General features: G+C 40.0%; 18 protein-coding genes and 1 tRNA gene. 15 read left to right on the top strand and 4 right to left on the bottom strand.

The window, feature by feature from the left end; all coding sequences use genetic code 11:
- Positions 1-60: 60 nt before the first annotated feature.
- Positions 61-837, top strand: a complete 777-nt coding sequence (locus AC6UDG_RS05095) for an AzlC family ABC transporter permease (protein ID WP_500694019.1) — start codon at positions 61-63, stop codon at positions 835-837.
- 15 nt (positions 838-852) lie between these two features.
- On the top strand, positions 853-1,185 hold the full coding sequence (locus AC6UDG_RS05090) for an AzlD domain-containing protein (RefSeq protein WP_500694018.1): 333 nt from the start codon (positions 853-855) through the stop codon (positions 1,183-1,185).
- Between the two features lie 71 nt (positions 1,186-1,256).
- On the opposite strand, the gene AC6UDG_RS05085 is transcribed toward AC6UDG_RS05090, so the two are convergent.
- Positions 1,257-2,435 carry a class I SAM-dependent methyltransferase gene (locus AC6UDG_RS05085; RefSeq protein ID WP_500694017.1) on the bottom strand — a complete coding sequence of 393 codons (1,179 nt, stop codon included), beginning with the start codon at positions 2,433-2,435 and terminating at the stop codon, positions 1,257-1,259.
- Positions 2,436-2,632: 197 nt separating this feature from the next.
- Between AC6UDG_RS05085 and AC6UDG_RS05080 the strand changes: the two genes are divergently transcribed.
- Positions 2,633-3,724: an AI-2E family transporter gene (locus tag AC6UDG_RS05080; protein WP_500706704.1), complete on the top strand. Its 1,092-nt coding sequence runs from the start codon at positions 2,633-2,635 to the stop codon at positions 3,722-3,724.
- Positions 3,725-3,766: 42 nt separating this feature from the next.
- Positions 3,767-4,465, top strand: a complete 699-nt coding sequence (locus tag AC6UDG_RS05075) for a 2,3-diphosphoglycerate-dependent phosphoglycerate mutase (protein ID WP_500694015.1) — start codon at positions 3,767-3,769, stop codon at positions 4,463-4,465.
- A 29-nt stretch (positions 4,466-4,494) separates the two neighbouring features.
- Here AC6UDG_RS05075 and AC6UDG_RS05070 read toward each other — a convergent pair whose 3' ends face one another.
- Complete coding sequence (locus AC6UDG_RS05070; protein ID WP_500699628.1) at positions 4,495-4,971, bottom strand: MerR family transcriptional regulator; 477 nt, start codon at positions 4,969-4,971, stop codon at positions 4,495-4,497.
- 184 nt (positions 4,972-5,155) lie between these two features.
- On the opposite strand from AC6UDG_RS05070, the gene AC6UDG_RS05065 reads away from it, so the two are divergent.
- Entirely contained in the window at positions 5,156-6,637 is a 1,482-nt protein-coding gene (locus AC6UDG_RS05065; RefSeq protein ID WP_500694013.1) for an MDR family MFS transporter, read from the top strand.
- Positions 6,637-7,407 (top strand): DUF4811 domain-containing protein, encoded by a 771-nt coding sequence (locus AC6UDG_RS05060; RefSeq protein WP_500706702.1) that lies wholly within the window; start codon positions 6,637-6,639, stop codon positions 7,405-7,407. The genes AC6UDG_RS05065 and AC6UDG_RS05060 overlap by 1 nt, the downstream gene beginning before the upstream one ends.
- Positions 7,408-7,442: 35 nt before the next feature.
- Here AC6UDG_RS05060 and AC6UDG_RS05055 read toward each other — a convergent pair whose 3' ends face one another.
- The gene (locus AC6UDG_RS05055; RefSeq protein ID WP_500706700.1) at positions 7,443-8,336 is read right to left on the bottom strand and encodes a metal ABC transporter solute-binding protein, Zn/Mn family; all 894 of its coding nucleotides are present in this window, start codon (positions 8,334-8,336) and stop codon (positions 7,443-7,445) included.
- A 70-nt stretch (positions 8,337-8,406) separates the two neighbouring features.
- Here AC6UDG_RS05055 and AC6UDG_RS05050 point away from each other — a divergent pair.
- Positions 8,407-8,479 (top strand) — tRNA-Thr (locus AC6UDG_RS05050).
- Between the two features lie 55 nt (positions 8,480-8,534).
- Here AC6UDG_RS05050 and helD read toward each other — a convergent pair.
- Positions 8,535-10,847 (bottom strand): RNA polymerase recycling motor HelD, encoded by a 2,313-nt coding sequence (helD, locus tag AC6UDG_RS05045; protein ID WP_500706698.1) that lies wholly within the window; start codon positions 10,845-10,847, stop codon positions 8,535-8,537.
- A gap of 308 nt (positions 10,848-11,155) precedes the next feature.
- On the opposite strand from helD, the gene trpS reads away from it, so the two are divergent.
- From trpS to AC6UDG_RS05005, 8 genes are all read left to right on the top strand, one after another.
- Positions 11,156-12,175, top strand: coding sequence for a tryptophan--tRNA ligase (trpS, locus tag AC6UDG_RS05040; RefSeq protein WP_500694009.1), 1,020 nt, complete (start codon positions 11,156-11,158; stop codon positions 12,173-12,175).
- Between the two features lie 51 nt (positions 12,176-12,226).
- The gene (locus AC6UDG_RS05035) at positions 12,227-13,162 is read left to right on the top strand and encodes a Ppx/GppA phosphatase family protein (protein WP_500694008.1); all 936 of its coding nucleotides are present in this window, start codon (positions 12,227-12,229) and stop codon (positions 13,160-13,162) included.
- 8 nt (positions 13,163-13,170) lie between these two features.
- On the top strand, positions 13,171-14,436 hold the full coding sequence (locus tag AC6UDG_RS05030) for a hydroxymethylglutaryl-CoA reductase, degradative (RefSeq protein WP_500706696.1): 1,266 nt from the start codon (positions 13,171-13,173) through the stop codon (positions 14,434-14,436).
- Positions 14,423-15,394 carry an IpaB/EvcA family protein gene (locus tag AC6UDG_RS05025; protein WP_500696930.1) on the top strand — a complete coding sequence of 324 codons (972 nt, stop codon included), beginning with the start codon at positions 14,423-14,425 and terminating at the stop codon, positions 15,392-15,394. The genes AC6UDG_RS05030 and AC6UDG_RS05025 overlap by 14 nt, the downstream gene beginning before the upstream one ends.
- 9 nt (positions 15,395-15,403) lie before the next feature.
- The gene (locus AC6UDG_RS05020) at positions 15,404-16,114 is read left to right on the top strand and encodes an NAD-dependent protein deacylase (protein WP_500699634.1); all 711 of its coding nucleotides are present in this window, start codon (positions 15,404-15,406) and stop codon (positions 16,112-16,114) included.
- 8 nt (positions 16,115-16,122) lie between these two features.
- The gene (locus tag AC6UDG_RS05015; protein ID WP_500699635.1) at positions 16,123-16,971 is read left to right on the top strand and encodes a DUF72 domain-containing protein; all 849 of its coding nucleotides are present in this window, start codon (positions 16,123-16,125) and stop codon (positions 16,969-16,971) included.
- A gap of 66 nt (positions 16,972-17,037) precedes the next feature.
- Positions 17,038-19,080, top strand: coding sequence for a methionine--tRNA ligase (gene metG, locus AC6UDG_RS05010; RefSeq protein WP_500706694.1), 2,043 nt, complete (start codon positions 17,038-17,040; stop codon positions 19,078-19,080).
- A gap of 60 nt (positions 19,081-19,140) precedes the next feature.
- Positions 19,141-19,914, top strand: a complete 774-nt coding sequence (locus AC6UDG_RS05005; protein ID WP_500706692.1) for a TatD family hydrolase — start codon at positions 19,141-19,143, stop codon at positions 19,912-19,914.
- Position 19,915 lies beyond the last annotated feature (1 nt).

Below are 19,915 nucleotides of genomic sequence, written 5' to 3'. Positions count from 1 at the left end.
GCAAAAAGTTAATTAATTTTTTTAGGTTATCTATTCAAGAAATCAAGTGGAGGATTTCAATTGACAAAATTAGTACCGAATCCTAATGAACCTACTTGGAAAGCCAATTTCAAGGTCTCGTTTCCCTTAGACTTGAGTTACATTCCAATTGGTTTGGCGTGTGGGATTTTGCTACACGCCGCGGGATTTAACACGTTTAACACGATTTTGGTATCACTACTGGTTTTTTCCGGTGGTGCCCAATTTTTGATCGCATCCATGTTAACCATTAATTCACCACTTCTAACGATTGTGTTGATGCTGTTTTTCCTAGAGCTGAGATACGCATTATTAGGATCGAGTCTTTCTAAGTATCTTCACGGGCAGAACACGCTCTTTACGTTCTTTTTTGCCTGTTCTTTAAATGACGAAAATTACGCTGTGAACTATTTAAAATTTTCAACTGACAAGAAATGGACCCCGAAGGATGCGTTACAGGTGGAACACTTTACGTTATTTTTCTGGACCATTAGTAACTTAGTGGGGAGTTTAATTGGGTCAGCTCTTACAATTGATCTAACCGTGGTGCATTTCGCACTCACAGCGCTCTTCTTGTATATGATTGTGATGCAGTTAAAGGATTTGCTAAAAGTGTTTATTGCACTTTTTGCGGCTGGCCTTGCGATCTTCTTCTTAGTGTTAACTAAATCAACACTCGGATTAGTTGCGGCGACGTTAGTTGCATCGTTCGTCGGTTTTTTGCTTGATAAATACTTTCGGAGTCGAAAACGTAAGACCAACAAGAAAAGTATTTTTCTTAAGACGTTTAAAAACCCTGCGGGGACACCGAAGGAATAAGTTGGGAGAATTGTTATGAAATGGGATGCGATGCAACACTTTCTGTTAATATTGCTGTGTTTTTTGGTTGCTTTAGCTCCAAGATTTATACCATTAGCATTTTTTAGAAAGCGCAAAATTCCAAAGTGGTTTACCGAATGGATGGAATTTGTACCAATTTGTCTGTTTACTTCACTGGTAGTAAAGGATATTTTTATTAATCAGTCATATGCCTTTTCGATTAGTGGTCAGGGACCAGAGTTAATCGCTGCCGTGTTGGTAATTGGGATTGCTTACTGGACCCGATCTATGCTAGTTTCAGTGATGGCAGGACTAGCGGCGGTGTTTCTGTTAACGTTTGTCCTTTAATGAATATTTGATAACAAAAAGACGTAACTTTAATTGATGAAGTTACGTCTTTTACTATCTATTATATTAAGTTATTTGTACATGTAGTCACGGGTCATTGGAAGTGATGCACCAGCCGGTCCCTTTGAAATGAGGTACTGCATGACATCGATATTTCCAACCTTAAATGAAGCGGCACAGGCTTGAAGGTACAAGTCCCACATGCGGCAGAAACGTTCGTCAAACATATTTTCAATTTCTTTTCGGTGCGCATTGAAGTTTTTGTCCCATGTTTCCGTAGTCTTCTGGTAGTGTCTTCTTAGTGATTCAAGATCGTAGATTTGCATGCCATTATCAATAATATGGTCTAAGTTTTCGGTCAAACCAGGGATGTAACCCCCAGGGAAGATCCACTTATTTAACCAACCATTGATCGCACCACCCTGTTGTCTGGTAATTCCATGGATGAGGGCGTTTCCGTTTTTCGCTAAGTGGTCTGAAACGACCTTGAAGTATTCATCAAGATTTTCTTTCCCAACGTGTTCAAACATTCCAACAGACGTGATGTAATCCCACTTTTCTGACTTTGGTAGTTCACGGTAATCTTGAAGGCGGACTTCAGCGACGTCTTCAAGACCGTACTTTTTGATCTGTTCGTTAACGTAGTCGCATTGTTCCTGACTAAGAGTCACACCAGTAACCTTTAGGTCGTATTCTTTAGCGGCAACTAACATTAAAGTACCCCAACCACAACCGATATCTAAAAGAGTACCACCAGGCTGTGGGTTTAGTTTCTTGATGATGTGATGAACTTTATTCATCTGAGCATCGTACAGGCTATCTTCTGGACTTTCCCAGTAACCACATGAATAGGTCATGGTCTTATCAAGCCAAATTTTGTAGAATTCATTTCCGATGTCATAATGCTTTTGCACATCTTTTTTACTTGCCGCTTCTGAATGAGAAGACTTTGGTAGCCACTTAATGAATTTCTTGTTGTGTAAGAAACTGCTACTATCCAGGTAGGCTGCTGCAACTAAATCTTCTAAAGAAATCCCTTCAACAGTGATTACACCATCCATGTATGCTTCACCTAAAGCGATTGAAGCATTACTGGTAATATCTTTAATTGGAATTGCCTTGTGGATGGTAATGTGAGCTTTAGGCTCACCCTTACCATAAGTCTTGGTAGAACCATCCCAGTATGTTACCTTTAATGGAATATTAAAACTGTGTTTGATAAATTCACTGTAAAACGTCTTTTCAAGCATATAAAAACCTCTCTTTAATTCAATAGTTATATGGCCATTATAACCTTTTTTTGTGAAACTCGTAAAATAGACTGACATGAATTTTAACAAATTACATTAGATGCTATAATAAAAATATTACGTATTACTATTAAAATTGATTTGAGTAAAGTGTTAAATACGAATTATGAATGGAGAGGGGATGGATTAAAACCAAAATGGAGAATTTAACCAATTGGTGGCAAAAATTTTTAAATAACACAAAATTAAGACGGGCAGTGGTCTTGTTGCTAATTGTCGTTGTTCTGTATCTCTGTCGCTCAATGATGACCACCATTCTTTTGACCTTTATCTTTACGTTGTTAATAACCAAGCTAGTACTTTGGATTCGGGCCCGGATTAAGATTCCGATTCCAATCTTGGTCATTGTGATTTACTTATTAATTGTGGGAGCCATTGTACTGGTAAGTGTCCTGTACCTCCCCCAGATTGCTGAGCAGGGAGTTGAAATAACCAAGACGCTAATTACCTTTTATGAAAGTCCCCATTCGATTAAAAACCCAGAATTACGTTCGTGGGTTTTATGGTTACTAAAGAACTTTAATGTACCAAACCAGATTAAGGGAAGTATGAACCTGATTTGGAGTTACATTACAAGCATTGGTTCAACTGGGATTGCTATGGTCTTGTCACTACTTTTGAGTTTCTTTTTTACCTTGGAACTTAAGCAGGTGAAGCGCTTTTCTAAGAAGTTTTTAACCAGTACCTTTGGGTGGTTCTTCTCGGATATCCTGTTTTTCGCGAAGACTTTCGTCAAAACCTTTGGGGTTGTGATTGAAGCCCAATTCTTTATCGCAATCTGTAACACGACCATTACCACGATTTGTTTATGGATCATGCAAATTCCACAGCTTTTGATCTTAGCTGTCATGATTTTCTTCTTGAGCCTCATTCCGGTGGCTGGGGTTATCATTTCGTTAATCCCTCTAACCTTGATTGGTTATACTGTAGGTGGATTTAGATACGTGGTATACATCTTCATTATCATTATGTTGGTTCATCTACTTGAAGCATACGTGTTAAACCCCAAGTTCATGTCGGCTAAGACCGAGCTGCCCATCTTCTTTACGTTCGTAGTCCTTCTGGTTGGTGAACACATCTTTGGGACGTGGGGATTAATCGTTTCGGTTCCTGTTTTCACCTTTTTACTGGACGTCTTGGGAGTCCAAAACGTTGATGAAGTGGCGAGAAATCGGAAACCAGGTTGGTTTAGTAAGATCAGTAAGTTAGTGAAAAAAAGTTTTAAATGATGTAAAATAAACTAGTATAAAAACAAAAGAGGGGTAATTACAATGGCTAAATTAGTATTTGTTAGACACGGCCAAAGTGAATGGAACTTATCGAACCAATTCACTGGTTGGGTCGACGTTGACTTAAGTGAAGAAGGAGTTAAGCAGGCTAAAAATGCGGGTAAATTAATTGCTGAAGCAGGCATTCAATTTGACCAAGCTTACACTTCAGTTTTAAAGCGTGCCATCAAGACTTTAAATTATGTGTTGGATGAAAGTGACCAATTATGGATTCCAGTTTTGAAGTCTTGGCGTTTAAACGAACGTCACTATGGTGCACTTCAAGGCCAAAATAAGGCGGAAGCTGCTGAAAAATTCGGTAAGGAACAAGTTCACATCTGGCGTCGTTCATACGATGTTTTGCCTCCACTTTTGGACGCAAATGATGAGGGCTCAGCTGCTAAAGATCGTCGTTATGCTGACTTAGATCCAAAGGCGATCCCTGGTGGTGAGAACTTAAAGGTTACTTTGGAACGAGTTATTCCATTCTGGCAAGATCACATTGCTCCTAAATTGTTAGACAACAAGAATGTGATCGTTGCTGCCCATGGTAACTCTCTTCGTGCTTTAACTAAGTACATTGAAGGAATCTCTGATGAAGACATCATGAACGTTGAGATTGCTACTGGTCAACCAATTGTTTATGATATTGACTCTGACTTAAACATTTTAGACAAGGTTAAATTAGGCGAAAATAAGTAATTTAATCTAAACCAAAAGACACCTCCTAATTAATTAGGAAGTGTCTTTTTTGTATCCATTAGTGTGATTTTACTACCACGATCGCTTACTTTGATAATGACCGATTTACTGGGGTCGTCTGAAAGAGGTCCCATATTAATGCAGTAGTCGTCATTTTTAGTTTTAACGTATTGAACCCGATCAAGGATTAATTTTTTAAAAACTTTACTGATTTCTTCGTGACGTTTTGCCTTATCTACTGCCGTGGCTAGAGTAAAGCCGGACTCTAGATAGGATTTGATTAATAAAACGGTTACTAAGGTATAAATGCTATATCGCTTGTTTTGATTTTTATGAACTGGTAAAGAAGTAATGTATCCTCGCTGCTCCCAGTAGCGAATCTTACTTTGGGAAAGACCGGAGCACTTGGAAATATCACCAATGCCAACCGAAATGTTATTTTTTTTGATGATTTTTCCGAGTCGTCCGTTGAGGTCAGCTACGTCTTGATCATTCTCATTTTCCAAGGGTTTACCTACTTTCTATGCTTAATCAAACTCGATGAATTCATTAAATAATACAATACTAATTATATGTAAAATAATGCACGTGTCAATTAAATTGACATAAACATCGGATGGTTGTATAGTAGTTTGTGTTGTAATTTTGAGCAAATATTAATTAATTAAGCTTTTGAAAGGGGCATATATAATGCATAATATTCCTGCTGTTGATGCTAATGGCAAAAAGTATAATCGGACCATGTTTGTCATTATTCTTTTGGTTGGAACCTTCTGTACGGTTTTAAACCAAACCATTTTGTCAACGGCTTTTCCTACATTAATGCGTGCCTTTAATGTTAATACCTCGACCGTTCAGTGGTTAACCACCGGATTTATGATGGTTAACGGAATTTTGATTCCGGTTAGTGCCTGGTTGAGTGGACGTTTTAACACTAAATGGCTGTACTTATCAGCAATGATCATCTTTGAGATTGGAACGGTGGGGTCATGGATAGCTCCAAGCTTCTGGTTTTTATTTGGATCACGTTTGATTCAAGGTGTTGGAGTTGGTATTGCCATGCCATTACTTCAGACTATCATGTTGTCAATTTTTCCAGCAGAAAAACGGGGCACTGCCATGGGACTTGCTGGAATCGTCGTTGGTTTAGCGCCTGCCATTGGACCAACTTTGTCTGGATGGGTGATTGATACTTCATCTTGGCGAAATTTGTTTGGGATTATTGCTCCCATTGTTGCCATAGTCATTGTTTTAGGACTGTTTTTTGTTAAACCAGTTCTTCCAACTAAGAAAAGTAAGCTAGATTATCTCTCATTAGTTTTGTCTACCATTGGTTTTGGTAGTTTACTTTATGGATTCTCGTCAGTTGGAAATGACGGTTGGGGCAGTCCAACTGTCATTTGGGGATTAATTATTGGAATCATTTTTATTATTCTCTTTGGATGGCGTCAACTGGTCATGAAGAACCCGTTCTTGAATTTAAATGTTTTCAAATCACGTGAATTTCGACTTGGAACCATTGTCAGTGCGGTGGTCTTCATGGGAATGGTCGGAGTTGAAATGGTCTTACCTCTTTACTTACAAATTGTTAGAGGGATGAGTGCTTTTCATTCCGGATTGACTCTATTACCCGGAGCACTTTTAACCGGATTTATGAGCCCAATTACTGGAAGACTATTCGATAAGTTTGGGGCCCGTCGTTTAGCAATGGGTGGATTGTTCTTATTGACGGTTGGAACTTTTCCATTTTTGTTTTTAACAAAGGATACTCCAACCATTTACGTTGTTATTTTGTATGCGATTAGAATGTTTGGGGTGGCAATGTCCATGATGCCAGTAACGACATCTGGAATGAATGCTCTTCCAGTTTCTGAAATGGGACATGGAACTGCTGCTAACAATACCTTTAGACAGGTTTGTGGATCAATTTCAACGGCCGTTATGATTTCAATTTTAGCCAATGTTACTACCAATAATATGCCAGCAAAACACTTACTTAAAATTAATCCGTTGGCATATCGAGCTGGAGCAATTAACGCTAATTTGAAAGGATACATGGCAGCCTTTGGAGTCGCATTCTTAATCTCATTAATTGCCTTTCTATTGACGTTTGCGTTGAAAAAGGGTCATGTTACTGAAGATCCTGTTTTTGAAAAGGGAGGTAAAAAATAATGATATTTATCTTACTAATTATTTTTGTAATTGCCTTTTTCTTAACGTGGAATTTGATTGCTAATAAAAAAGTGGCGACCTCTTTAGGCCTTATATTTGCTGCTTTGATTATCATTACGATTGGTCTAATGATTGCCAATTACCACAATCACTTTGGGATGGAAAAGAAAACCACGGTTAAGACCACTTCGTTTACATCAGTGAACAATCAAGCCAACATGATATTGTATAAGAAGATTGGTCAGACTAATGATAAAGTTGTGATCTACAAAAAGAATGCAAATCAAAAGAAGCCAACCGTAACACCTGCGATTGACACTACGAATGAAATCAAACCAGGTGGCGATTCAAACAAACTGGTTACGAAGCAACAAGATTGGGTCTACAAAAATAAATTTTACAAAGTCTTCTTCATGTTTGCTCAAAAAGAAGCCTTTATTAAACGTACGAATACCTTCCACGTAAAATCAGGTTACATGGTATTCACACCTGAACAAGCTAAAGCATTTGGGAAGGCCATGAAACAAGAGGCTGCTCAAATGAAGCAGTCACAACAAGGTCCTGAAGCTCAGCAACAGATGGCCGCTTCTGGGAAACAGTTTGTAGCAGCTAAGATACAACAAGCTATGGCCGAAAATCCAAAGATGTCACCAAAGGACCAAGCTAAGCTGCAAAAACAAGCTGAGAATGAATTTAAGGCGCAAATGCAGAACAAAGCTAAAAATCAGATGGAACAAAAGGCAATGGAACAAGCTTTAAAAGTTAACTAGATAAAAAATGATGCTCAAATTTTGAGCATCATTTTTTATTGTTGTTTTTGAATTTTTTCAAGTTCTTGGTACTGATTGTTCATCCACTGCATGTAATTTTGCCCCTTTGGAGCGGTCTCTGACACGTTTAGGATGGGAACATGATGTATTTTAGCGTACTTAACCATTTGTGTAACCACCGGACTATCAGACTGAGTGTTATTAACGAAGAAGGCAATCTTATGGTTGCGCATGTCACTTTGCAGGTTGGAAATGTCACTGACTGAAGGATCGACGCCCTTTTCGATCGCATTTGAGAACCTGTAGTCCTTAAGTTTGTAACCAAGGGCTGAAAGTGAGTAGTCAAAGACGGGCTCGCTGGTTGCAACTGATTGACCGTGCGAATTCTTTGATAACTGCTTGATTAACCGTTGCGTTTTGCCCCATTCATGTTTGTAGGTTTGGGCGTTTTTTTCAAAATACTCATGGTGATCTGGATCAATCTTACTGTAGACAGTAACTAGATGGTCAACTAAGTGGTCCATGGTAGTTGGTTTATACCAAATGTGTTCGTTGTCGCCATCTTTTTTATGCATCAATTTGCCAACGTTTACGTCCTGTTGATGGTCGTTTCCAGCGTTGTGAATTAATTCGTTCATCCAATCGTCATAACCAATTCCATTTGAGATGACCACGTTTGCCTTGGCAACTTCTTTCGCGTTGTTAGTTGTTGGTTCAAAGTCGTGGGGATCAACGTCTGAATTAATGATGGACGTGTTGTGACCATACTTTCCGACGACTTGTTGGGCAGCATCACCATAGAAGTTCACCGAACTCACAATCTGAATTTTCTTTGGGTCATGGGCTGCCGATTTGTGACAGGCTGTGAGTGGAATCATCAGTAGTACGAGACAAGTGACTAGGAGGGAAAGTTTAAAATGTCGTTTCATATTATCGTCCTTTTCTAATCTTTATGAATTCTATCCTAGTGTACCATTTTTGGTGTGGTAAAATGGGAATGCCATTCTAGCTCAGTAGGTAGAGCATTTCCATGGTAAGGAAAAGGTGCCGGGTTCGACTCCCGGGAATGGCTTATCATTTATTTTCATAGTTTAAAACTCTCACTACGTAATCATAGTGAGAGTTTTTTATTCGGCCGTTGAATTTTTGCTGACTTTAATTAAATTATCACTGATGGCTTGTTGGGGAATCAACGGCGAAACCTCGCCGTTACACAACAGGGTTAGCGAATGCATGGCGCGGGTCAGAATTGTGTAAAGGACTCCGAGTGAGTGCTGATCAGGGTAATTCTTTTTTGAGACGTCCCAGGCAATGACCGAATCGAATTCGAGTCCCTTGGCCAAGTAGACGGGAAGTACGACAACTGGTGAGGTCATATCTCGGTCACTATCCTTTAATAATGTAGAGTCAAAGTGAGCGTTGACCTTTTGATAAACTTGTTTGGACGATGTGGCATCTCTAGTAATGACCGCGACGTTTTCGTGTTTTTGAAGTTGGTCGTTGATAACGTCAAATAAAGAACTTGTTAGTTCATTAAAATTGTCCTTCACGATTAACTCAGGTTTTTCCCCATTTCGGTTGAAGGCCTCAATGTCATTTCCATCTGGTAGTAATGACTTGGCAAAGGACGTGATGGGATAGGTTGAGCGGTATGAACGATTCAGTTGAATTAGCCGGGAATGTTTACTAGGGATGGCATCATTAAGCTTGTCCAATAACGTTTGGGCTGATTCGACATCCTTGAAAATGGCCTGTTCACTATCACCAATCAGGTTGAACTTAGCTCTCGGAAAAATGAGCTTGAGATACATAATCTGGGCAATTGAGTAGTCCTGAATCTCGTCGACGAAGAGGTATTTAATGTTAACGTTTTTATTTTCCCCACTGAAACGATCCCTCAAGTACAGTAGGGGGGCAGTGTCGTCCAAACCAATTTGGTGAAATTCAATGTGATTTAGGAAATCATTTTTGCTTTGTTTAAAAGCATCTGGTTCAACATTTTCAGGCAACTTAACGTGGTCAAGAAAATCAGCGTATTGAACGTATGGATCGAAAAACTCATCGTTGTAGATGGCATCGTACACGGTACTAAGTCGATCTTTAACTAGTCGCGTAGCGATGTAGTTTCGTTCATCGTCTAGTTCCTCAAAGTCATTTAAGTGTTTTTCACCCAGAAGATTGTGGTACTGTTCTTCGCTCATGGTGTCGATGATGTCAGCGACCCATTTTTTCTTAGTTTCATCGTGAATACGATTCTTCAGTCTCTTAATTAAACGATTCTTCGTTTGAAGGAGTTTTTCACTGCTGGTCATCCCACTTGGTAGACTAGCGTAAATCTCACGAATTTCCTTTTTAGAAAAGTAAACTTCACCATTAAAGTGAATATCATCGAACTTAATTTGATCAGAGGTGATATTTTTGACGTAGTTTTCAATCTGATCGATGAAGTTCTGACTATTCTTGAATTCGCGAAGTTGAGAATCAGAATCATGATCGGAAGCTTCGTAACGTTGAAAAAGGGTCTGAACCCTCATGCCTTCAAGGCGGTGGGCAAAAAATTCAGCTAACGTAACCTGACGCATACTACGTTCTCCTAAACTTGGTAATACGTCCTTGATGTAGTTACTAAAGAGGAGGTTCGGAGAAAAGAGTAAAATTTGGTCAGCATTTAGAGAGTCACGACTGTGATATAACAGAAAAGCAATCCGTTGTAAGAGCGCTGAGGTCTTTCCTGATCCGGCCACTCCTTGAACCACCAGCAAGTTACTGGTGGTATCCCTAATAATGTCATTTTGTTCGTGCTGAATGGTGGCCACGATGTTTTGCATCTTTTCGTTGTTTTCATCACTTAAAGCACTCTGTAAGAGTTCGTCACCAACCGTTTCGTTAGTGTCGAACATGTTGATGATCTTACCGTTTTTAATCTGGAACTGGCGCTTCTTTAAAAGGTCGGTGTTTTGTTTTCCATTGGGAGTGTCATAAGCAACTTTTCCAAGCGTACCATTATAGTAGACACTTGAAATGGGAGCTCGCCAATCATAGATTAAGAATTCACCGTTTTTATCGATGAAAGATGCCTTCCCAATGTATAGGTGATCAACGTCAGAAAAGCCCTCGTCTGAGATGTCAATTCGACCAAAATAAGGGGATTTTTTAAGATCCTGGTAAGTGGCTAGTTGGCTTTCAACAATGGCTTGATCCTCAACCACTTTGTTAGTTAAGCTTCGCTGTTGTTGCAGGTCGGCACTAGTTTCAATCCGGTCATCAGCTTCCAAATAATTTGCGGACGTGTTAGTCCCGTAATCTTTTTGAACTCGTTGAGTTTCTGCCTTGGCTTTTTGATATTCGGTTTGGGTGTCTTGGATTTTTTCGTCCAACTGGGAACCGACCCAGGTGACCCGCTCTTGCTCTTTGTTTTTTTCATCCTTATTCAAGTGCATCCTCCTCCCTTTAATTCGTGAATAATTCTAATTTGAAAAGCCGGTACTGTCAATTTTTTCGTGCTTTGACAACCCGTCATAAATCGCATAAAATGATGTTAATATGTATTTAGTTTGGTAAGTAGTGGAGTCAAATAACAGAGAGGCTATGTTTACTGAGATTAGTCAGACGACACGAACTGGATAATGGGTAACAACCTTATAGTTTAAGTGGCAGAGAAACCTCTGCAATTTAGGTGGTACCACGTTCAAAGGCGTCCTATTGATTATTCAATAGGACGTTTTTTATTAAAGAAAGGAAAATTACGATGGCAAAAAAAGAAATTGTATTAACTGGTGATCGTCCGACCGGAAAACTTCACATTGGACACTACGTTGGTTCGTTAATGAGCCGTTTAGAGTTGCAGAATTCGGGTAACTACGATCCATTCATCATGATTGCTGACATGCAGGCTTTGACCGATAACGCTCGTGATCCAAAGAAGATTCAAAACAGTCTGTTGCAGGTAGCCTTGGACTATCTAGCGGTCGGACTTGATCCAAATCAATCAACGATCTTTGTCCAATCCCAGATCCCAGCCTTAAATGAACTAACCATGATTTATCTTAATTTAGTAACGGTTTCCCGGTTGAAACGAAATCCGACCGTTAAAACTGAGATTAAACAGAAAAACTTTGGTGAAAGTGTACCAGCTGGTTTCTTCATTTATCCGGTCAGTCAAGCTGCTGATATCACTGCCTTTAAGGCAACCGTGGTTCCGGTCGGAGAAGATCAAGAGCCAATGATCGAACAGACTAGGGAGATTGTTAGAAGCTTTAATAGTGCCTATCACAAGAACGTATTGGTTGAACCACAAGGTTTCTTTCCACCGAAAGGCATGGGGCGCATTCCCGGCCTCGACGGAAATGCCAAAATGAGTAAGTCGCTTAATAATGCCATTTACCTTGCTGACGATGCCGATACCATTAAGAAAAAAGTGATGTCCATGTACACGGATCCAAAGCACGTCCACGTTGATGACCCAGGTCAAGTTGAAGGAAACACGGTCTTTACGTATCTGGATATTTTCGCTCACGACAAGCAAAAAGTTAGTGAACTTAAAAAGCAATATCAACACGGTGGTCTTGGAGATGTTAAAATTAAGTTGTATTTAAACGAAGTTTTGCAAGATGAACTCAAGCCAATTCGACAACGTCGAGAAAAGTTAGCTAAGGATCCTGAGTATGTATACAGGGTCTTAAAAGACGGAAGCGACGCGGCTAACATTGTTGCAGAAAACACCCTTGAAGAAGTTCGCGATGCCATGGGGATTAATTATTTTAAGTAGATAAATTGTCATAGCACCAAATATGAATAAATACTTGAGGAGGAGAATCGAATGGAGAACTTTGTTATCATTGATATCGGTTCAAACTCAGTCAGAATGGCAATTTATTGCATCGATTCCGATGGAAGTTATCATGAGATTAAACGCGTTAAGAACGATACGAGATTGTCTGAGGGAATCGGACAAAATAACATTTTACAGATAACTGCAATGAATCGTACGATCTCGGCGCTTCGATCCTTTAAGTCAGAGTATTCAAAGTATAAAAACGTTGTGGTTCGTGCCATTGCTACGGCAGCGGTGCGCCAAGCTCAAAATCAAAAGGATTTTTTACACAATGTTTATAAGCAGCTTCACATTAAGATTCGCGTGTTAACCGGTAAGGAAGAAGCTTACTATGATTATCTAGGAATCTCTGATCGATTGGCGGTTAAAGATTATCTCTTGATGGATGTTGGTGGTGCTAGTGTTGAAATTATTCAGGTTAGAAACCAAAAAGATATCCATTGTATCAGCGTTCCCATTGGGGCAGTAAAAATTTCGGAACAATTTCATTTGATTAACCAGGTGACTCCAGCTGATTTATTTGCGGCTGAGTCTTACGTTATCGAAGTGTATAGTCGGATTCCTTGGATTAAGAAGCCCCTTCATTATCCGATTGTTTTGATTGGTGGCGCTGCCCGCGCAATTGCAAGAATTAATCGGCAGTACCAACATTTAAGCCATGTTGATCACATCCAAAATTTTCAGTTAACCAGAAAACAGGTCAACAGTACGATGGAAATGTTTCTGAGTAAGACTTTGGCTGAACGTCAAAAGATTAATGGGCTTGAAAACGACCGTGCCGACGTCATCATTGGTGGTTCCCTTTGTTTAACTGTCATGATGCATTTTATTGATTCCAAGCGGGTCATTTTCTCAAACGGTGGCGTGCGTGAGGGACTGATTAATGAATACATTGAGAATAGTCCTCATTTTAGAAAATAGGTGTCATTTTGAACGATTTTAATGGATTTTATAAAAAATCATATCAAAAACGGTTACAGCAGGTTGCCGAATTTGCCGATCTTGATCGAACACAACTTGATGTGATTGAAAGTCACTTCGTAGATGCTAGTAGCCACATGATTGAAAACTACCTTACCGACTACGGATTGCCAGAGGGGGTTGCAACTAACTTTGTAATTAACGGAGTCGAACATTTAATTCCGATGGTGATTGAAGAACCCTCGGTCATTGCGGCCGCTAGTAACGGCGCCAACATGCTTCGTGTTGGTGGCGGCATTCAGGCTAAGTCTCAGAGTCGCATCTTGACTGGTGAAGTCATTTTAGGAGTCTCGGATCCGGTTCAATTTACCGAATGGGTTGAAAATCATCGAGTTAAATTAATGCAGGTTGCACACGATGCTCATCCCACAATTGATAAATACGGTGGTGTCCACGATTTGACCGTCTCACCTCTTTACGATCATTATCTGGTGATTGAACTGTTCGTTGACGTCGGTGATGCGATGGGGGCTAACATCATGAATTCGATGCTTGAGGCTCTTTCGACATACATTGAAATCAACACTAGTCAATCATCTTTAATGAGTATTTTATCGAATTATGGGGATAAAAATTTGGTTACAGCATCAGGAACCGTTCCGTTTCGGGCCCTAAAACGAGGTCAATTGGACGGAAAAAACGTTGCTGAAAAAATCGCAGAAGCCTCATTAATTGCAAATAAGTACCCAAAACGGGCGGCAACTCACAATAAGGGGATCATGAATGGGATTGATGCGGTTCTCGTTGCCACTGGTAATGACTGGCGCGCCGTTGAAAGTGCGGTTCATTCCTATGCCGCAAGGGATGGTCAGTATCGTGGGGTTGGTCAATGGCGAGTTACTCCTGACGGATTAAAGGGAGAAATTACCATTCCGGTACCCTCAGGAATCATTGGTGGTGCAACTCGGCTCTTTTCAATGAGTAGGATTAACTATCAAATTTTAAACGTTAGCTCTGCCATGCAATTCATGGAGGTGATTGCTTCTGTGGGATTAGCACAAAATCTGGCAGCCCTAAAGGCGCTTGTAACCGATGGGATTCAACGGGGTCACATGAACCTTCAGATGAAATCACTCGCCATGTCTGCTGGAGCTTCCAGTAAGAACTTGGACATGGTGATTAACGCATTAAAGAAATTACCAACAAATCAAAGAAACTTAGAAAACGCAAAACAAATTATAGAAGGGAAGTTTGGATCAGATGGCCGAAAATAATGATAATGTGCAATTAAGTAAGACGACGCAAGGCTTAATTAACGAAGTCAGTCACTTTTTTCCAGGGGATGTTGAGGTTCAATTTATTGGCAACTTAAAGTCCGGTTATGTGCGACATGACCAAGCACAAGTCGTGCAAGATGGTGATCGACTTTACGTGCAGATTAGAGATCTGACTGAGCCAGATTTTACCGCTACTCATGAGTTGTTACACTTGTTAATGACACTCCGTGGTTTTCCACAGATTTACTTTCCCCTTACTAGTGGGGATAAGCAACTTGATGAACAGTTAATGTACATGGGAACTGAGTTGTACGATGATGTATGTCACTTTGTCGTGTATGCTGAACAGCGAAAGCACGGTTTAGTTGATGAAGCGGTTGAAAAGGAATATGTTAAGGGTGTTAGACAGACGATTACCCCTGAATCTGGGAAGGTCGACGATGAAATGCCGTTACGATTGGTGACCATTCTGGATGCCATGATTTTTCTTGGCGACCACTTTGATCAGTACGAAGACGTATTTCAAACGAGTTTCCCCATTTCTTTAAAGGCCGCTAAGGAACTCTACGCAATGCTCACAGAGAAGCCGGTGGACTCACCATTTACCCTCAGACGCGATGTGGTCAAGCTATACCGTGATTTTGATAAACAGATGAAGAACTGGGGACTTCCAGCCTTACAATTAAATGATTTTGTGATGCTAACGGCGGTCTTCTCAAAGCGCCAACTCGGTTTGCAAGTGAAACAGGTTTTTAACCTTTATCACTCAGAATTAAAGGAGACCAAGACTAACAAAAGAGCGTACGTGGGCTTTACCAAATCGGATGACCAAAATTCGTTTGTGACAAGTGGTCCAGCTGGTAAAAAGGCAAGTGAAGACTATTTCAAAGAACTATATTCAAAGACGGTTAAAGAGTTGTATCAAGACTTACGGATCCCATATTTATTGAGATAAGGTGACAATATGAATCAAGATAATATTCAAGAAAAGTTTGATAATGCTAAAAACATCGTATTTTTAACGGGAGCCGGAATCTCTACCCCTTCTGGAATTCCCGATTATCGTTCTAAGGGCGGATTGTATACGAATGACAAGAGCAGTAAACCAGCGGAATATTACTTGAGTCACGACTGCTTAGTAAATGAACCTGAGGTATTCTACGAGTACGTCAAAAAGAACATGTACTATCCAGATGCTCAACCCAACGTTATTCACAAAAAGCAGGCGGAATTAACCCGTCAAAATCGGGCTAGTATTATCACTCAGAACGTTGATAATCTGTACGAAAAAGCTGACGCAAAGAACCTGAATGAGTTTCACGGTAACTTGTATGATATTTACTGTCAAAAATGTGGCAAACACGTTGATTATCATGAATATATGAAGAGTATGTATCATCAAAACTGTGGTGGAATTTTGCGCCCTAACATTGTTTTATATGGTGAGGGAATTAATCCTCAAACAATTGAAAATAGTGTTCGATTGATGAGTCAAAGTGATCTAATTGTGATCGTTGGGACTTCAATGCGAGTCTATCCGTTTGCCGGATTACTTGATTACCGTAATCCTAGTGCCGATGTGATTGCGATTAACCAAGAGGCACTTAATTTTCCGTTTCCGTTCACCATGGTGCAAGAAGATGCCGTTGATTTCTTTGATAAACTGAAAGTATAGGTGGTAACGTGATTTTAATTGGACTGACAACCTGGTCTGATCATCCATCACTGATTAATGGGGAAGATCGCAAAGTTACTTTATCAGAATATGCGGAACATTTTCCCGTTGTTGAGGTTGATAATCCGTTTTACGGCATCCCTAAGATTAAGACGGTGGAGAATTGGCAAAAGCAGGTTCCAAACAATTTTCAATTCATCTTAAAGGCCAATTATTTGATGACCAAACATCATTTGCCACAGTTTGGTGAAGATAATGAGCAGGTTAGAAGGGAGCAATTTATGCGGTATGGTGAGATGGTTGCGCCACTAGTAGATGGTAATCAGTTGGCATCCGTTTTATTTCAGTTTCCACCGTACTTCCGTTTAAACAATGATAACATTAGGTACCTTCGACTAGTTCGTGAGTGGATGGGAAGTTTACCCATCTCAGTTGAGTTTCGTAATCCTAGCTGGTATGGTGATGAAATCTCAAATGATGTCCACGATTATCTAAAGAGCCTCAAAATGAGTGAAGTGATCGCTGACGAGCCTCATAACCTGTCAGATGGCGTGCCCTTTGAACCCGTTGTTACGGATAAAAATTTCGTCATGCTTCGACTGCACGGTCAAAACCAAAAGGGCTGGTTTGAAAAGAGCTCCCAGTGGCGTAAGAAACGGACTCTGTACCGTTATAACGAAGAGGAATTAAAGCATTTTGCCGAAGTTGTTGATGATCTACGCCAAAAAGCTAAGGTAGTTTGCGTCATTTTTAACAACAACTCTGGTCATGATGCGGCTGACAATGCCCTTCAGTTAAAAAAGATTTTAGGATTGAACTTTGGTGGGTTAGCTCCCATGCAACTCGATCTGTTTTAAGGGACAAAAGTAGTATAATATTGGTACGATTTAGTTTGTACGATAGGAATAAAGGAGCGAATTGGGATGGCTGAAAAACCAACATATTACATTACAACACCAATTTATTATCCATCAGGAAGGTTACACATCGGGAACGCTTATACGACGGTTGCCTGTGACGCACTGGCTCGTTTTAAGCGGGAATCTGGCTACGACGTGTTTTATTTAACCGGAACCGATGAACACGGACTAAAAATTGAACAAAAAGCAGAAAAGTTGGGTGTTGATCCTAAAAGTTACGTTGATAAGATGGCCACTCAAATATCTGACTTGTGGGCTAATTTAGATATTTCTAACGACGATTTCATCAGAACCACTGATGATAAGCACGTAAAAGCCGTGCAAAAAATATTTCAAACGTTACAAGACCAAGGCGACATCTATCTTGGACAGTATTCGGGGTGGTACTCGGTTTCAGACGAAGAATACTTTACCGAATCACAATTAGCAGAGGTTTATCGTGATGCTGAGGGCAACGTGATTGGCGGAAAAGCCCCATCTGGACACGAAGTTCAACTTGTTAACGAAGAGTGTTACTTCTTTAAGATGAGTAAATATTCTGATTGGTTAATGAATTACTACAAAGAGCATCCTGACTTCATTGAGCCGCATTCTAGAATGAACGAAATGGTTAACAACTTCTTAAAACCAGGTTTGGATGACTTAGCGGTTTCGAGAACCACCTTTAAGTGGGGAGTTCCCGTTAAGTCAAATCCTAAGCACGTGGTTTACGTATGGATTGATGCATTGTCAAACTATATCACTGCCCTTGGTTATGACAGTGATAATGACGAGTTGTTTAAGAAATTTTGGCCAGCTGATCTACAGATGGTTGGGAAAGAAATCGTTCGTTTCCATACCATTTATTGGCCAATTATTCTTCACGCCCTTGGTCTCCCACTGCCAAAGAAAATTTATGGCCACGGCTGGCTGACCATGAAAGACGGAAAGATGTCCAAGTCAAAGGGCAACGTAATTTATCCTGAGACGTTAATCGATCGTTATGGATTAGACGCTACCAGATACTATCTGATTAGAGCAATTCCGTTTGCAAGTGACGGGATTTTTACTCCTGAAGACTTTGTTGATCGGGTTAACTATGACCTAGCTAACGACCTTGGTAACTTGTTGAACCGAACGATTGCAATGGTCAATAAATACGAAGATGGCGTAACACCTTCATATCACGATTCCAATGATCAACCGAGTGTTGATTTACAAAAAATTGCTAAAACAACCGTTTCAGAATTTAAACGGTTAATGAATGACACTCATTTATCTGATGCCTTGGCTGAGATTTGGAAATTAGTTTCTCAAACCAACAAGTACATCGATCAGACTGAGCCATGGACCTTGGCTAAGAACAAGGATGACGCAGATGACCAAGCTAAATTAGCAAACGTCATGAGTCATTTGGTTGCCAGTCTGCGCTTGATTGCGATCTTAGTAAGTCCAATTATGCCAAATGCGGCGAATGAGATGTATCGTCAGTTAGGTCTTGATCAGATGGATGGGTTTGACATAAAAAATGCCGCTCTTTCTGGACTTCCTGAAAAACAAAGGGTAATTGAGAATGGTGAACCAATTTTCCCTCGTTTAGATCGCGACGTTGAAGTTAAATTCATTAAGGATCAGATGACTCAATCTGACAAAACCAAGGGTCGTTCAGCAATGAAACGTGCTGACCAAAAAAATACCTTTGACCCAGAAAAGACAATTTTAAAATCAGAGAAAAAGAATTTGGATTTTAGTGATTTTGAAAAAGTTGAATTAAAGGTCGCAGAAATTAAAAATGTATCTAAAGTTGAAAATGCTGATAAATTACTTAAGTTTCAACTTGATGCTGGCGATGACGGTGACCGTCAGATTGTTTCTGGAATTGCCAAGTGGTATCCAGATTTTAAACAATTAATTGGTAAAAAAGTGATCATTGTCGCTAACTTAAAGCCAAAGAAACTTCGTGGTGAGTTAAGTCAGGGAATGATTTTGTCCGTTGAACAAAAAGACGGTTCAATTAAAGTAGCAACTGTTGACCAAACTTTAGATAATGGCAGTACTTTAGAGTAGTAAAAAAGTTTCACTAGTCAATGATTAGTGAAACTTTTTCGATTATGAAAGGAATAGTCAATGAAAATATTTGATTCCCACACTCATTTAAACGATCAACCATTCCAAAATGATATTGAGGGCTACGTTCGACACGCCAAAAGACTTGGTGTTGTTAGAATGGCTAACGTCGGGTCCAATACTGAGCTAAATGAGCGTTCCTTGGAGCTTTCAGCTCAGTACGACAATCTGTATTCAATTATTGGATGGCATCCAGAAGACGCTATGAATTACGGTCGTGAGCAGGAAGAACTGCTCGAAAAGCAACTAGAAAATCCCAAGGTGGTTGCCGTTGGTGAGATTGGAATGGATTATTTTCAAGATGTCACACCGAAAGACGTGCAAGAACGAGTCTTTCGGCGACAAATTGAAATTGCCAAAAACATGCATTTACCAATCTCAGTCCATAACCGGGATGCATTTGAGGACGTGTACCGGATTTTAAAGGACGAAAACATTGGTGAAATCGGTGGCATTATCCATAGTTTTAACGGAGATAGTGAATGGATGAAGAAATTCATTGATTTAGGGATGGTGGTTTCATACAGTGGGGTAGTGAGCTTCAAGAAAACCAAAGAGGTTCATGAAGCTGCTCGCGTAACTCCTATGGATAAAATCCTAGTGGAAACGGATGCCCCATATTTAACGCCAGAACCGTTTCGTGGGCGGCAAAATGAGCCGGCTTATTCTTTGTATACCCTAGAAGCAGTTGCCAGATTTAAAGACATTGATCCTGATGTGGTCGCAAAGGCGACGTACGAAAATACGAATCGAATATTTGGATTGGATAATTAAA

The sequence above is a fragment of the Fructilactobacillus sp. X2R1C1 genome, assembly GCF_059901435.1.
This window is presented reverse-complemented; position numbering and strand designations above follow the sequence as displayed.

Bases quoted from the DNA above. Each gene is read 5' to 3' on its own strand.
- AC6UDG_RS05090 (WP_500694018.1), top strand. From the start codon at position 853: ATGAAATGGGATGCGATGCAACACTTTCTGTTAATATTGCTGTGTTTT.
- AC6UDG_RS05085 (WP_500694017.1), bottom strand. From the start codon at position 2,435: ATGCTTGAAAAGACGTTTTACAGTGAATTTATCAAACACAGTTTTAAT.
- AC6UDG_RS05080 (WP_500706704.1), top strand. From the start codon at position 2,633: ATGGAGAATTTAACCAATTGGTGGCAAAAATTTTTAAATAACACAAAA.
- AC6UDG_RS05075 (WP_500694015.1), top strand. From the start codon at position 3,767: ATGGCTAAATTAGTATTTGTTAGACACGGCCAAAGTGAATGGAACTTA.
- AC6UDG_RS05065 (WP_500694013.1), top strand. From the start codon at position 5,156: ATGCATAATATTCCTGCTGTTGATGCTAATGGCAAAAAGTATAATCGG.
- AC6UDG_RS05060 (WP_500706702.1), top strand. From the start codon at position 6,637: ATGATATTTATCTTACTAATTATTTTTGTAATTGCCTTTTTCTTAACG.
- AC6UDG_RS05055 (WP_500706700.1), bottom strand. From the start codon at position 8,336: ATGAAACGACATTTTAAACTTTCCCTCCTAGTCACTTGTCTCGTACTA.
- helD (WP_500706698.1), bottom strand. From the start codon at position 10,847: ATGCACTTGAATAAGGATGAAAAAAACAAAGAGCAAGAGCGGGTCACC.
- trpS (WP_500694009.1), top strand. From the start codon at position 11,156: ATGGCAAAAAAAGAAATTGTATTAACTGGTGATCGTCCGACCGGAAAA.
- AC6UDG_RS05035 (WP_500694008.1), top strand. From the start codon at position 12,227: ATGGAGAACTTTGTTATCATTGATATCGGTTCAAACTCAGTCAGAATG.
- AC6UDG_RS05025 (WP_500696930.1), top strand. From the start codon at position 14,423: ATGGCCGAAAATAATGATAATGTGCAATTAAGTAAGACGACGCAAGGC.
- AC6UDG_RS05020 (WP_500699634.1), top strand. From the start codon at position 15,404: ATGAATCAAGATAATATTCAAGAAAAGTTTGATAATGCTAAAAACATC.
- metG (WP_500706694.1), top strand. From the start codon at position 17,038: ATGGCTGAAAAACCAACATATTACATTACAACACCAATTTATTATCCA.
- AC6UDG_RS05005 (WP_500706692.1), top strand. From the start codon at position 19,141: ATGAAAATATTTGATTCCCACACTCATTTAAACGATCAACCATTCCAA.